Annotated in this window: 12 protein-coding genes and 1 tRNA gene; 8 read left to right on the top strand and 5 right to left on the bottom strand. The window is 36.7% G+C overall.

What is annotated here, in order from left to right:
- The first annotated feature begins 302 nt into the window (after window positions 1-302).
- On the top strand, window positions 303-3,176 hold the full coding sequence (locus LB076_RS10990) for a TonB-dependent receptor (protein ID WP_066334552.1): 2,874 nt from the start codon (window positions 303-305) through the stop codon (window positions 3,174-3,176).
- A 148-nt stretch (window positions 3,177-3,324) separates the two neighbouring features.
- On the opposite strand, the gene LB076_RS14090 is transcribed toward LB076_RS10990, so the two are convergent.
- Entirely contained in the window at window positions 3,325-3,678 is a 354-nt protein-coding gene (locus tag LB076_RS14090; RefSeq protein WP_232505650.1) for a helix-turn-helix domain-containing protein, read from the bottom strand.
- Window positions 3,679-3,837: 159 nt separating this feature from the next.
- Here LB076_RS14090 and LB076_RS10980 point away from each other — a divergent pair, with 159 nt between their 5' ends.
- Entirely contained in the window at window positions 3,838-4,422 is a 585-nt protein-coding gene (locus tag LB076_RS10980) for a hypothetical protein (protein ID WP_066334550.1), read from the top strand.
- A 226-nt stretch (window positions 4,423-4,648) separates the two neighbouring features.
- Here the strand turns inward: LB076_RS10980 and LB076_RS10975 are convergent.
- A tRNA-Arg gene (locus LB076_RS10975) sits at window positions 4,649-4,722 on the bottom strand.
- A gap of 176 nt (window positions 4,723-4,898) precedes the next feature.
- Between LB076_RS10975 and LB076_RS13910 the strand changes: the two genes are divergently transcribed.
- Window positions 4,899-5,045 carry a hypothetical protein gene (locus LB076_RS13910; protein WP_157776686.1) on the top strand — a complete coding sequence of 49 codons (147 nt, stop codon included), beginning with the start codon at window positions 4,899-4,901 and terminating at the stop codon, window positions 5,043-5,045.
- Between the two features lie 175 nt (window positions 5,046-5,220).
- Here the strand turns inward: LB076_RS13910 and LB076_RS10965 are convergent, their stop codons facing one another.
- Window positions 5,221-6,441 carry an MDR family MFS transporter gene (locus LB076_RS10965; protein ID WP_066334546.1) on the bottom strand — a complete coding sequence of 407 codons (1,221 nt, stop codon included), beginning with the start codon at window positions 6,439-6,441 and terminating at the stop codon, window positions 5,221-5,223.
- Window positions 6,442-6,537: 96 nt separating this feature from the next.
- Between LB076_RS10965 and LB076_RS10960 the strand changes: the two genes are divergently transcribed.
- The 5 genes from LB076_RS10960 (at window position 6,538) to LB076_RS10940 (ending at window position 10,167) form a co-directional block, all read left to right on the top strand.
- Complete coding sequence (locus LB076_RS10960) at window positions 6,538-7,140, top strand: DUF1684 domain-containing protein (protein WP_066334545.1); 603 nt, start codon at window positions 6,538-6,540, stop codon at window positions 7,138-7,140.
- Window positions 7,140-7,796, top strand: a complete 657-nt coding sequence (locus LB076_RS10955) for a TatD family hydrolase (RefSeq protein ID WP_066334543.1) — start codon at window positions 7,140-7,142, stop codon at window positions 7,794-7,796. Before LB076_RS10960 ends, LB076_RS10955 begins: the two co-directional genes overlap by 1 nt.
- A 28-nt stretch (window positions 7,797-7,824) precedes the next feature.
- The gene (locus LB076_RS10950) at window positions 7,825-8,568 is read left to right on the top strand and encodes a tRNA threonylcarbamoyladenosine dehydratase (RefSeq protein WP_066334542.1); all 744 of its coding nucleotides are present in this window, start codon (window positions 7,825-7,827) and stop codon (window positions 8,566-8,568) included.
- Window positions 8,569-8,594: 26 nt separating this feature from the next.
- Entirely contained in the window at window positions 8,595-9,248 is a 654-nt protein-coding gene (locus tag LB076_RS10945; RefSeq protein WP_066334539.1) for an HAD family hydrolase, read from the top strand.
- A 76-nt stretch (window positions 9,249-9,324) separates the two neighbouring features.
- Complete coding sequence (locus LB076_RS10940) at window positions 9,325-10,167, top strand: DUF2911 domain-containing protein (protein WP_066334536.1); 843 nt, start codon at window positions 9,325-9,327, stop codon at window positions 10,165-10,167.
- Between the two features lie 80 nt (window positions 10,168-10,247).
- Here the strand turns inward: LB076_RS10940 and LB076_RS10935 are convergent, their stop codons facing one another.
- Window positions 10,248-11,975, bottom strand: a complete 1,728-nt coding sequence (locus LB076_RS10935; protein ID WP_066334535.1) for a sodium:solute symporter family protein — start codon at window positions 11,973-11,975, stop codon at window positions 10,248-10,250.
- 92 nt (window positions 11,976-12,067) lie between these two features.
- A complete protein-coding gene (locus tag LB076_RS10930) occupies window positions 12,068-14,614 on the bottom strand; it encodes a PIG-L family deacetylase (protein ID WP_066334532.1) in 2,547 nt (848 codons plus the stop codon).
- Window positions 14,615-14,694 lie beyond the last annotated feature (80 nt).

The raw sequence follows: 14,694 nt of genomic DNA, 5'->3' as shown, positions 1-14,694 counted from the left end.
TTTGGGTTTGCTATTTTTTTTGGTATATATATATATATATATATATATAGGTAAGTTTTGAGGCTGTTTGCAGACTTGCCTAATTGGGTTAGATTGTTTACTATTTGTAATTTTTTTTAGTATAAAAAAAATAATCTAGCGGCATTGGTTTGCAGATACAGCAGTATTTGTTGGGGTTAGGTATTTGGGTAGCTTTTAGTTGGCTTTTTTTTAACAATTATATAAAGTTGTATTTTTTACTAATTGTAAATTATTATAGTCATTTGTACTGTAAAAATTTAATATTTGTAAACATTTGAATTATGAGAACAGTATACAAAATACTTGTTATTTTTGGAATTGCGATGCTTGCGCAAAAAGTATCCGCACAAAACGCTACCGTAACCGCCACGGTGGCAGATGCACAATCTCCGTTGCCTGGAGCCACCGTGGTTTTGTCTACTAATCATAGCACCACCACAGATTTTACGGGCGAGTTTGTGATTAACGATATAAAACCAGGTGCATACCAATTGCAGATTTCGTATATTGGATATGCCCTAAAAGTACTCGATATTACTCTCAAACCAAACCAACGACTAAACTTAGGGATGGTTTATTTAACGACCAACTCCAAAGAATTAAACGAAATTGTGATTACGGGTAGTTTGCGCAATAGTGAAGCTCGAGCTCTAAATATGCAAAAAAAAGCCATGAGTATTGTAAATGTTATTGCTGCAGATGGTATTGGTAAACTACCAGACCGCAATGCTGCCGAAACCGTGCAACGTATCTCAGGAGTATCTATCGAAAAAGACCAAGGCGAAGGGCGTTTTGTGTCCGTGAGAGGTTTGCCTCCTTTTTGGTCTTCGACAACCATCAATGGCAACCGAATACCTACTGCCGAAGAAGAAACTACCTCAAGAGCCACAGCATTTGATTTTTTTCCGTCGGATCTAATTGCCTACGTAGAGGCTACCAAAGCCATCACACCCGATATGGATGGAGATGCTATTGGCGGAAGTGTTAATTTTATTACACAAACGGCACCTAGCCAAAAAACATTTAAAGCAAGCGTGTTTAGTGGCTACAACCAAAAGGCAGACAAAGGTATTTATAGTGGTTCTGTAACTATGGGTAACAAAAGTAAAAACAAAAAATGGGGCTATATTGTTAACGGAACCTATTGGAACCGAAATTGGGCAACAGACAACTATGAAGCCAGAAGAAAGGGTGATCAAGGGATTTATCGTCTGGAATTAAGAGATTATACTGGTGTCCGAAAAACAATGGGACTAAATGGTGCCATGGAGTTTAATGCTTCTGTGAAAGATAAAATTTTTGTAAAAGCAACCTACGGCGGGCTTTCGGACCAAGAGACCCATTACAAACACCGCATACGGTTTGACAAATTTAATACCACAACCAATACCGCAACGGTTGAGCAACAAAATATTCATAACGAATTAATTACGCAATATATTGGACTAGATTTGGGCGGAAAACACCAATTAGCCAACGGAAAACTAGACTGGAGTTTGGCCAATTATCGCAATAGTTTTGCCTACGGAAACGTTCCGGACAAGCAAGATAATAGCTATTTTTTGATTCAGTTTAATCAAAGTGGAGTAGGAGTAAGACCAGAATATATAAACAACAAAGCCTTAGCCAATGGTGGCGCAGGAAGCCCTAGAGCATATTGGGCTGCAGATGGCGGAATGATGGATCCCAAAAATCCAAAATCGGTATTTGATTTCTATTCGGACCCTAACTTTAAGACCGATCCAAACAAAATGAAATTTTCGACCTTAGAGTTGTATAAAATTGAAATTACCGAACGAGACAATATCATTGCTACCCTAAATTATGAACACGTATTTAAGGACGAACTTAAATTTAAATTTGGTGTAAAAATTACCGACAAAGAGCGTATTGCCACCTTTAGAGACGAATATTATAATTGGACCGGATCTCCAACGCCGTATTTGTCCAGTTTTAGTAAGGATTTGATTGACCAACCCGGAGGAACGGATTATTTTAAGAAAGAATTAGGCACCAACATTGGTTCTAGTTTTGGGAGTGTGTTATCTGCCGATGGAATGACTAATTTGTTCCACTCCTCGAAGGCTAATTTGGTTCTAAATACCGACGATTCGCAATTGCCCGAATTAGGCAAAGGCTTAGGCCGAAACTTTAATGTTGCCGAAACTACCTCTTCTGCCTATGCTATGTCTACCTATACCTTGGGTGACAAATGGACTGTTCTGGGAGGTGTGCGTGTAACCAATACCATTACTGCAGTATCTGGCAAAACCCTAAAAAACGACCAAGTAGTAGATGCAAATAATAGCAAAAGCTATACCTCTGTGCTGCCAATGTTGCATCTAAAATATACTCCAACAGACAATATGAACCTTCGTTTTGCTACCACCAGAACGTTTGCCAGGCCAAACTTTGGAGACATATCGCCAGCAGGTTCTCTAAACACCATAGATGGAGAGTACGCAGGAGGCAACCCAAACTTAAATCCAACCTATTCTTGGAACATGGATTTATTGGGAGAATATTTTTTGGACGAAGTAGGGATTATCAACGTGGGGGTATTTTATAAATCCATCACAGACCCTATTTTTGAAGATACCTACCAAGGGAGTATCAACGGAATTTCGAATATTGAAATTAGCGCTCCCACAAATGGTGGCAATGCTTGGATTGGCGGCGTAGAATTAGGTATCACCAAACGATTTAGCTTTTTGCCAGGATTCTTGAAATATTTTGGAACACAAATCAATGCTACTCTAATGGATTCTGGGATGACTTTGGCAAAAAACAAAAACAATCCAAACGGTCGTAAAGTATCTACACCATACCAAGCGGATGAGCTCTATAACGTACAATTGTTTTATGAAAAAGCTGGTTTTAATGCTCGTGCAGCCTTTAATCACAAAGGAGCTTATGCCATTGGTTTTGATGCTAATGCCCAGAATACCGATGTTAACGATATTTATTACGGAAAATACAACTCCTTAGATTTGTCTGCCTCTTACAGAATTGGAGAACATTTTATGATTTTTAGTGATGTTAATAACCTGCTAAACGAACCCTTGTTATACCATTTTGGAAAAACACCCAACAGACCCAAACAAGTAGAATATTATGGAGTTAAATTTAATTTAGGGATCAAATATACCCTCTAATTGAGTTGCAAAAAGTAGGGTTGGTGGTTCTGTTAGTCTCTAGAGCAACCACCCTATTTTGCGCAAAAAACACCGCCCGATATACAACAACAAATGCTATCCTAATTTGTAAACCATTACGTGCAATGAAAAAAAATTTTAAATTCAATTATATTGGTTTTGTGGCTATTGTTTTGTTAGCCGTATCCTGCACCAAAGAGCCTTTTTTGGAAGACCAATTGGTGCTAAAAACCGCTGCCGCAAAAGGGAGCATCGTTCGGGCTACTACCGCCACCCAAAAACTACTAATTATAGGTATTGACGGTTGCAAACCAGATGCATTATTGGCTGCAAATACACCAAATGTGCAAGGATTGTTATCCAATAATTCTTTAGGTTCAATTTCTAAAGCATTTGCGATTTTTATTAAAGTACGTACAGTTGTATTTACTTTTGCTTTTTCTATCCTTGCAACTTGAGATTTAGGAATTACACAATCATTTGCCAAATCTTGTTGAGACATATTTTTCTTTTCACGTAATTGTCTTATGTGAACGCCAAGATTTGCAATAAAAGTTTCTTCTGAAATATCCATTTTCCAAAATTCACAAGATTTATTTTTTAGATGCACGCATAAACGCCTATGATTTTGCTATATTTGAGAAAATAAAAAAATATAATTATGAAAAAAAAAACTTTAGCAGTGTTTGTTGTAGGATTTCTTATTGTTTCTTGTGGAAAAAGTAATGAAGAAAAACTGTTTACTGAATTTAAAAGTAAAGAATTGCAAACATCTTTAAAAACAACACCTGAAGAGTTGAATTTTAAAATTGAATTAATTGAAGAGGTAAAAGAGATAAAAGCTTCTGATAGTATTAAATATTTGCACGATAAACTTGTGGAGGTCTTTAAACCTGAAGAAAATGAAAAAGATACTCTTACTTATGATTTTGCAATTAAAGAAGTTGATAAATTGATTACTTTAACTCAAGAGTTAATATTGCTTAGGGCTAAAGCAGGTAGAAGTTATGAAAATTATGAGAGTAAAGAACAAAGAAACGAGTTAATAAAACAAAAAGTATATTTAGAATCTTGGAAAAGGGAAAGCGAGAATTATTCTAAAAACAGTAAAGAGATTTTGGCAAAAGAATATGCGGTTAAATATTTTATCGACAATCCTCTTTTAAAGGTTAAACAAAATATTTCAAGTAAGGTATTTTCAAACAAGGATAACACAAAAATAGTTAAAGAAATAATAAATCAATAAACGAGATTTTTTTTTACGTCAAATTAAAAACCTGATTACAGAAATGTGGTCGGGTTTTTAATTTGTGTAAAAAGTGTAATATATGCACTCAAATCAAAAGATATATTTTACTGAAATAAGGAAGCGGCGTAGCGTTAGTTTGTTTTTTGTATTAAATAAGATTATACTTGTTAAAAAAAACAGAATACCAATAAAAAAAGCCCAACTTGTATAAGTTGGGCTTTTGTGACCTCGACTGGATTCAAACCAGTAACCTCTTGAGCCGTAATCAAGTGCGCTATTCAGTTGCGCCACGAGGCCGTTGTTTGCAAATAAGCGTTATAAAGACTTGCTCTGTGTAACGTGATTGCGGGTGCAAAGATAGGTATAAATGTGTAATTAACAAGCGTTAATTGCAATAAAAATTAAAATAAGTAGTGTTTAAAAACCATTTTATTGATAATCAACACTTTAATTTTTAAAATAAAAATCCTTTTGTGGCAAACAATCCAGCCACGGCCAACGTATTGGAGGTTTTTAAGGTCAGAATTACACCCACAAAAGACAAACTAGACCCTGCACCACATGTTCGTTTTTTAGTACTAGCTCCAAAATATCAGTCCAATGCCCTTGAGGTTACATAATATCGGTAGCTAATAAGGGCTAATTGCCATTTTTTTGCTTTGGCTAAATCCAAATGCTGTTTCGTAAAGCTTGGTAAAATAAATTGGTTGAGTTGGGCTAAAATTTTAAACATATAGAAATTCTTTTTGATGGTGAAACTATTTTTGGAATACTACAAAACCTATAAAAACCGAACTAGGTTGTGGTGCGCTCTAAGGCGAGTAATTTTTGGATCCAGATGCAACACAGCGCAGCAGCGATACCTAAAGTTCCCATAACGATCCAGTTGATTTGATAGCCTAGATTGGCAATAATTTCAAAACCAGCCTTGGAGCTAGCTATATGTGCTACGCTAAAACTCATGGTATACAAGGCCATATACCTGCCTTCGTGCCCAACAGTAGCTCTGCTCATGGCAAAAGTGTTTGAAAACGGAAAAGCAAATATTTCTCCCACAGAGATTAAAACCATACTAAGGATTAATATGCCTGCCCAGTCCGGAATTAATAAAACATAAAAACTAATCCCCATTAGCAAAGCACCCCAAAATATTATGGAGAGACGGTTGGTTTTTTGACGTTCAAAATAACTTACAATAGGCATTTCGAGAGCAAAAATTAACAATCCGTTTAAGGTCATTAATAATCCAGTCTGAAATTCAGAGAGTCCAAATTTTTCACTATGGTAAAGCGGCAATGCCGAGAATAATTGAAAGAAAATCATTGCCGTAACAAAACTCACAAACAGAAAAACCCAAAATATTTTGTCCTTAAACACCGAGCTAGCTTCCAGCACGGTTTGATGGGCATCTGCAATAGCGGTTTTCTTTTTTTCTTTAACTAACAAAGCAAAGATTAGTATTGCCACCACGCACGAAGTACCATCTACCCAAAACAAACCCTTATAGCCAATCCCCATAATGATTAAACCTCCAAGTGCTGGGCCTGCTGCAAAACCTAAGTTGACCGCAAGACGCACTAGGGTTAGGGAGCGGGTTCTGTTTTCGGGTTTGGCATAAGCGCCCAAAGACACAAACATGGCGGGTCTAAACATATCCGCTAGGGTCATTATAGTAAACATACCCAAGCAAAGCCCCCAGAAACTGGTGATGTATTGCAATACAAAAAAGAAAATACCGCTGCTGAGCAAACTAAAAACCATTACTTTATAAAAACCTATTTTGTCGGATAATTTGCCTCCCAACCAAGATCCCAACATGGATCCTAGACCAAAAGCAACCATAATCCAACCTACTTCGCTATAAGAAAATTGTAAGTTTTCTTTTAAATATTTGGATAAAAAAGGCAATACCATGGTACCAGCTCTGTTTATAAAGGTAATAAGGGTTAGGATCCAAATCTCTCTTGAAAATCCTTTAAAATTATTTAAATAGCGTCTAAAAGCGTTTACTAACATGAAATAGAAGGTGTTTATAGCAAAGGTAACTAAGTTTCTAAGTTTTAGACTTTGCCATTTTGTAACTTTTAAACTATTTTTGCTAAAATTAAAGCCATGAAACCTTCTTTTGCACTGCTATTTCTGTTATTTTTTACTTTCGGCTACAGCCAAGAAAAATTTGAGGCTCTTGCGGTCCAAAAATTTCAAGAAGATTTAAATGCACACTACGCAAACCCTAAGACTAGCCCTTTGACTGCTTCGGATTTGGCACATTTTGAAGGTTTAGATTTTTTTCCGAGCAATCCTAGGTTTTTTGTCATAGCGCAATTTACCAGAACCCAGAACGAAAAGCCTTTCAAAATGAAAACCTCTACCGCCAGAAAACCATTATATATAAAATACGGAGAAATTAGCTTTGTAATGGATCAAAAAAGCTTTAAACTCAATGTGTACCAAAATGTAGAACATGCCAAAAACAAGCCTACGGACAACCACTTGTTTTTGCCATTTTCGGATCTAAGCTCTGGCAAAGAGAGTTATATTGGCGGGAAGTATTTGGATCTAAAAATTCCAGAAGGCACCACCATTGCCATAGATTTTAATACCTCCTATAATCCTTATTGTGCTTATAATTATCAGTATTCTTGCCCCAAAGTGCCCTTAGAGAACCGTTTGGATATTGCTATTTTGGCGGGTGTAAAAAATTTTAAGCACTAATGCAGTATTTTAATTTACATACCCACCAATATACGCAAAACCCGCAGGTTTTAGAGCTCGTTAACCAATATCCTGCAAGCTACCAGAGCGGGATTCCGAATTATTCTATAGGGATACATCCTTGGTATGTTCAGGAAGATAGTTTGACCAAAGATTTACAGACTATTAAAGATACGTTGTCTAGTATCCATTGTCTGGCAGTTGGAGAGTGTGGCCTAGACAAGCGGATTTCTGTTGCGTTGGAGTTGCAACAAAAGGTTTTGGAGCAGCAATTACTCTTGGCACAAGAGTATCATAAACCAGTAATCCTACATTGTGTTGGCGCATACTCAGAAATAATTGCTATCAAAAAACGGCTAAAATGTACCGTTCCTATGGTTATCCATGGGTTTTCAAAAAACGCTCAAGTAGCGCAAGAGTTACTCCATAACGGGTTTTATTTGTCTTTTGGAAAATGGTTGTTCCAAAACCCAGCCTTAGAAACCGTTTTTGCCAGCATACCCGAAGATCGTTTTTTTTTAGAAACAGATACTGCAACCCACACTATAGAACAGCTATATGCCTTGGCGGCAAAATATAAAAAAATACCTCTTGCGCAATTGCAAGAAAAGATCTGGAATAATTTTGACACCGTTTTTAAAACACACAAAAAATAAATTACCCTATTAACCAATATACTTTATTATGGCAGAATGGACAGAAAGAGCAGCACTTTTATTTAAAGAAGAAGGATTAAAAAAATTACAAAATGCAAATGTACTTGTAGTAGGACTAGGTGGTGTAGGCTCTTTTGCGGCAGAATTTTTGGCCAGAGCAGGAGTAGGCAAGATGACCATTGTAGATGGAGATGTGGTAGATATTACAAATATAAACAGACAATTGCCTGCCTTGCACTCTACAGTAGGTCAGCCCAAAATAGCTATAGTTGGAGATCGGTTGCTGGATATTAATCCAGAGTTGCAACTCACTCGGGTGCAAGAGTTTCTTTTGCCAGAGCGTGCCTTAGAGATAGTGACTCCAGAGTTTGATTATGTAGTAGATTGTATCGATAGCATAACGCCCAAATTAAATTTAATTATTGCTGCTAAACGCAAGCGAGTAAAAATCATCTCGAGTATGGGAGCAGGTGGAAAAATGGAAGCTGCCAAAGTAAAAGTGGCAGACATCCATAACACCGAAAATTGTTTTTTGGCCAAAACCATCCGAAGAAGATTAAAAGAACACCAAATTGATAAGTTAAAAGTGGTTTTTTCTTCCGAAATTCAAGATCAAGACAGCCTAAAGAGAACCGATGGATCCAATTTTAAAAAATCGTTTTATGGCACCAACAGCTATATGCCTGGTTTATTTGGATTGTATGCTGCCGAAACCGTAATCCGCTATCTGCTTAAAAAAGAACCTTCTAAGGGAGCAAACGAACACAACTAATTTTAAATACTTATAAACAAAAAAAAATGATACAAACGGTAATTTTTGATATGGATGGGGTAATTGTAGATACGGAACCAGTACACCGTTATGCTTATTTTGAACATTTTAAAGAATTAAATATTCCGGTTACCGAGGCGATGTTTACTTCTTATACGGGTAACTCGACCCGAAATATTTTTCAAAAAATGAAAGATTTGTTTAACCTAGAACAAGATGTAGAAGATTTAATCCAAAGAAAACGCAGTATTTTTAATGATGCCTTTGATACCAAAAAAGATTTAGAACTCTTAGAAGGAGTCGAAAATTTGATTAAAGACTTGCACCAAAAAGGAATGCAATTAATCCTAGCATCTTCGGCCTCTAAGGTAACCATTGAGCGGGTTTTTAATAGGTTTAATCTGCATGCTTATTTTTCGCACCTTGTTAGCGGAGAGGATTTTCCGGAATCCAAACCACATCCTGCAATTTTTGAGTATGCAGCATCTTTGTCTGTGGCTCCCAAACACGAGTGTATTGTGATTGAAGACAGTACCAACGGAATAAAAGCAGCAAAAGCGGCTGGTATTTTTTGTGTTGGTTATACTAGTTTTCATTCTAAACTACAAGATTTATCTCAGGCAGATAAAATTATTGGTCATTTTGACGAATTAAATTATGAAATTGTAAGAAAATTATAAACACTGTTTAAGTAATTATTAACACTTATGCTAGGCATAATTTGTAATTTTGAAAAAACTCTTAATTTTATAAAACATGAAAAAAATACTGATTGCTCTGGCTGTTATAATTACGCAATTTACCATTGAGGCACAGGTAAAAACACCCCAACCTAGCCCTAAATCGGAGATAAAACAAGTGGTAGGATTAACCGATGTAGAGATTGAGTACTCAAGACCTTCTGCAAGAGGGAGAGCCGTTTTTGGTAATTTGGTTCCTTTTGGAAAATTATGGCGTACTGGAGCCAACGAAAATACGACCATCTCTTTTAGTGATGATGTGGTTATAGATGGCAAAACATTGGCCAAAGGAAAATATGCTTTGTACACCATTCCGAATGCGCAGAGCTGGGATATTATTTTTTATAAATCTACAGACAATTGGGGCGTGCCACAGGACTATAGTGAGGCTAATGTAGCTCTTAAAACTACCGTTAAAGAAACCACCTTGCCAACGGCAGTCGAGACCTTGACCATAGGGATTAATGGTATAGATACCAATTATGCTTTTTTAGAAATCTATTGGGAAAGTTCGTATGCAAAACTAAAATTTGAAGTTCCTACCGAAAAAATGGCCATTGCTAGTATCGAAAAAACCCTTGCAGGTCCTTCGGCTAGTGATTATTTTTCTTCGGCACAGTTTTTTTACCAAACTAATGCGGATATAAATAAAGCAAGAACGTATATTGATAAATCCTTAGAACTTAGTAAAGAAAAACCGTTTTACTATTTGCGTCTAAAATCGTTAATACAAGCAAAACAAGGTGATAAAAAAGGGGCTGTTGAGACCGCAAAATTATCTTTAAAAGCTTCTGAAACTGCAGGTAATCAAGATTACGTAAAGATGAATAAAGACAGTATTTTGGAGTGGAGCAGATAAAATTGGCTCTTATTCCATGCGCAAAACCCGTTTTACTATAGATTTAGTAAAACGGGTTTTTTGTTGTTTTTGATAGTGTTTTAAGCCGCCAGAGTAGGCTTTTCTTTACGGAATATGGTAGCTTGTAAGATTAAGGCAAGCACCATAGTTAGTAGTGCTCCAATGAAATTGAGCCACAAATAGCCTAGTTTTTCTTGACCACTTGGGTAGATTGCAATGGCATAATAGTAAATCACAAAAATAGTACTTTGGCTCACTAGTGCACTATAAAAAATTGCTTTGGCTTGGATAAATTGGATGTAAAAACCTACCAAAAAGATCCCTAATACGGTTCCATAAAAAATAGAACCAATGATGTTAACTAGTTGTATTAAATTTTCGAATAGGGTTCCAATACAAGCAAACAGTATGGCAATAATACCCCAGAATAGCGTAAAAAATTTAGTTATATTTAAGTAATGCTTGTCTGATTTTTGTGTTTTAACATTGCGTTTGTAAATGTCAATTGCAGTGGTAGAGGCTAAGGCGTTTAGTCCCGAAGCCGTAGATGACATGGCGGCAGAGAGAATTACGGCAAGTAATAGTCCGATTAGACCCTTAGGTAAATAATTAAGAATAAAATGAAAAAAAACATAGTCCTTATCATTGGTTTCGCTATTGCTGTCTGCTTTTAAAATAATTTCTTTGGCATGATCCCGCAAGTCTTTTTCTTTTGCCGATAAGGCTATTAATTCTTTACGGAGTATTGGGTTGTCATAATCTTGGTTGAGTTGATCTATGTATAGTAAATTGATTACTTTTTTGTCTTCGGAGAGCAGGTTTAATTTTTCTTCTAACTTATGGTATTCTTCTTTATAGACGGATTTTTCTATTGTAATTTTATTGTTAGGATTAAAATTTAACGGCACTGGATTGAATTGAAAAAAAACAAAAACCATTACTCCGGTGAGTAGAATAAAAAACTGCATGGGTACTTTTAGTAAGCCATTCATTATTAATCCCATTTGGCTTTCTCGAACCGATTTTCCGGATAAATAACGCCCAACTTGGGATTGATCTGTTCCAAAATAGGCTAAGGCCAAAAAAAATCCACCCGTGATTCCGCTCCAAAAGGTGTATTTTTCTTCGGGATCTGTAGCAAAGCTTACAATATTCATTTTATCATTTGCCCCAGCAATATGCAATGCATTTATAAAGTTCATGTCATTGGGTAAAAAACGGAGTATTAAAAAAAACGTGATAAACATTCCGGACATAATTACAAACATTTGCTGTTTTTGGGTAACATTTACTGCTTTTGTACCTCCCGAAAAAGTATATACAATTACTAATAGACCAATAACAATATTCATATAAGTGAGGTTCCAACCCAATATAGCAGACAAAATGATGGCTGGGGCATAAATGGTTAATCCTGTGCCTAAACCCCTTTGGAATAAAAACAATATGGCTGCCAGAGAACGTGTTTTTAGGTCAAAACGTTTTTCTAGATATTCATAGGCAGTATATACCTTATATTTATGATAAATTGGGATAAAAGTGATGCAAATTACAATCATAGCAATAGGCAGTCCAAAATAAAACTGAACAAATCCCATACCATCATGATAGGCTTGGCCTGGGGTAGACAAAAAGGTAATGGCACTTGCTTGGGTAGCCATTACGGATAATCCTACGGTGTACCAAGGGGTTTCGTTATTGCCAAGTATAAAATCATTTACAGTTTTGCTTCCTTTGGTTTTCCAGGCGCCGTAAATTACAATAAATAATAGAGTGACTATTAATACAATCCAATCAAATAGTTGCATGTTGTTATGAATATAAGGTCATTATTAAATAAAACACTAAAATATAAACGGCATTAGCTAGCAGCACCCAGCTGTATTCTTTTTTCCAGTTTCTAATTTTTGGTGGCTTCATGATTCGTTTTTTTAGGTTCTTGAGTTGGGTTTGTTGCAGGATTTTTTAAGGATATAATATTTGCTAACAAACGGTAAGCTCCAGAGACTCCTTCGGGCAATTCTCTAAAAAAACTCAAGCCCGTGTAGCTATAATAGCCTTTTCCGTAAGGGGCAATTAGTAGTGCTCCTTTTTTGGGGCTTTCGCCTGGGTCTGCAGAAGATACTATGGCCGTATAGGAAGCATCAAATTGATCGGGATAATACAAACCTTGTTCTTGTTTCCAACCCTTAAAATCTTGTGCTGTAATTTTATTGGGATAATTTAAAACAGGATGGTTGGGTGCCAAAAAGTGTACTTCGGCCGTTTCGTCTGTAACTCTATCTCTGGATATGTGTAGCGGATAAGGAGCTAAGTCTATGGCCGTAGGGGTGTTGTATTGCACCAACATGTTTTTGCCGGATTGTACAAAATCCAACAAAATAGATTGTTTTGTAGCTAATTCCGGAAGGGTGTTGTAGGCCCGAATACCAGTGATTACTACATCAAAGGCAGTGAGTTTTTCAGGACTGATTTCTTCGGGGGTTAGTAGGCTTACTGCATAGCCCATTTGAGTTAAGCTCTGCGGAACTTCGTCTCCAGCGCCCATGATATAGGCTATTTTTTGTTGGTTTATTTTTAAATCCAATCGGATAAATTTGGCTTCGGCATCTGGTAGGAGTTGTTGTTTGGCTATGTGCTCATAAGCAATAGTAATTTGTTCTTTGCTGTATTTTTGTGTGCCAATGGTAACACTACTTTTGGCATACACTTCGGTGGGTTGGGAGGGTGGCGTCACCATAAAATGTGCCGTTTGTTCTGCACCTTTTTTAAGTAATTCAAAAGCAATTGCGGCGGGTGTAACAGTCCAATCTTTAGGCAAATCTAGAGTCAGATTGCCCTGAATGCTATCTCTACCTGCTTTTATTTTTACGGCAACAGATTTGCTTTGGTTGTTACAAAATAGGGATACTTTATCTACCATACTAGTGGTTACCTCGGGTACAATATCTAGATATTGGTACTTTTCTCCTTTTACGTTATCATTGTATTTGTAAACCACGGTGCGTTCAAACGGAATAATGGTATTGTTTATCTGGATGTTAAATAAAACCGTTACTTCTCTTATAATATCCGGAACACCAATTTTTTTTTGGTCCGAAACCACATACATTCCGACCGTTGCTTTCTCTTTTAACCAATAGGGTTGTGTGTAGTCTAGGGTAGGTGGCAATTGCAAATTTAGGGGTATAATGGTATCTTTATTAAAAGATAAAGCGGCGTTAATTGGGGTTGTTTTGTTGTCTGGTTGGCTAGTTACACTTAGCAGTTTTAGGGTAGTTTTACTTCGGTTGATTGCTTCTAATTGGAGCGATATTAAACTACCAGGATTGGCTTCGGGGGTTAGGCTAACAGCCTCTAGATACAAACCACTACATCCTGCTAAAATGGTTTTTAGCTCCTTTGTTTTAATGGCTTTCCAATGGGTATCTTCTAAATCTTGAATTTTTTTATAGATTTTTAATAAATCTGGAATGCTTGCAGCGGGGTTGTTAAAATCATAGCGGCCAATAATTTTGGTAAGTAAAGCACCAATTGGTTTGCCGCCCTTCACGCGATCCCAACGGGTATTGATTCCTTCAAAAATAGAATTTTTGTCTTTGGCTGGAGTTCCGTTTATAAGTTCTAGGTATTCTGTATCTTCTCCACGGCTTCCGGTTGTACCAAAACCTTGGGATTGGTGGCTGCTTCTGCTACAGGCAGCAATCTCTTGGTTTGATTTGCCTAAATTGGCATAATAAACCCCGGTTTGGATAGCGGTCATGTTGGTTTTGTCTGCAGCTGCAAATTTTTCGTGGCTTCCATAAAACCACCAAGAGGTATTAAAAAATTGCCTTTTGGTTTGCCATGGACTTACAAATTGTAATTGTTCTGGATAGGCAGTAGGATCTTTGGCAAGAGCAAAACCTTGGGTGCTCAAAATAGCCGAGGAGGTATGATGTCCATGGGTTGTTCCGGGGGTGCGGTGGTCAAAACGGTTAATGATTATATCGGGCTGAAATTTTCGGATGGCCCAAACTACATCTGCCGTTACTTGTTGTTGGTTCCAAATAGCCAGAGTTTCTGTAGGGTTTTTGGAATAGCCAAAATCATTGGCACGCGAAAAATACTGTTCGCCTCCGTCAATTTTTCGGGCTTCTAGGAGTTCTTGGGTTCTAATCACACCTAAGGATTCTCTTAATTGAGCGCCTATTAGGTTTTGGCCACCATCTCCTCTGGTAAGGGATAAATAGGCTGTTTGCGCTTTTGTTTGGTTTGCAAAATAAGAAATTAAACGGGTGTTTTCGTCATCGGGGTGGGCGGCGATGTATAGTACAGAGCCTAAAAAATTTAATTTCTGAATTTGGTTGTAAATACTAACCGCATTGGGTTTTAGGGGCTTTTGTGCGGTTAGAATACCCGAGAAAAGTACTAAAATTAGTAAGTATTTGAGGTTATTTTGAGGCATTTTTTTAAAATTAATTGGCAATAAAATCAAATGTAGTAATAATTTTTTTAAGCAATATATTCTGTTTTTTTTATTTTATA

This window comes from Flavobacterium crassostreae (assembly GCF_001831475.1).
In the GTDB taxonomy this organism is placed as follows: Bacteria; Bacteroidota; Bacteroidia; order Flavobacteriales; family Flavobacteriaceae; genus Flavobacterium; species Flavobacterium crassostreae.
The sequence above is the reverse complement of the archived record's forward strand: the minus strand, read 5'-3'. Positions and strand labels throughout refer to the sequence as shown.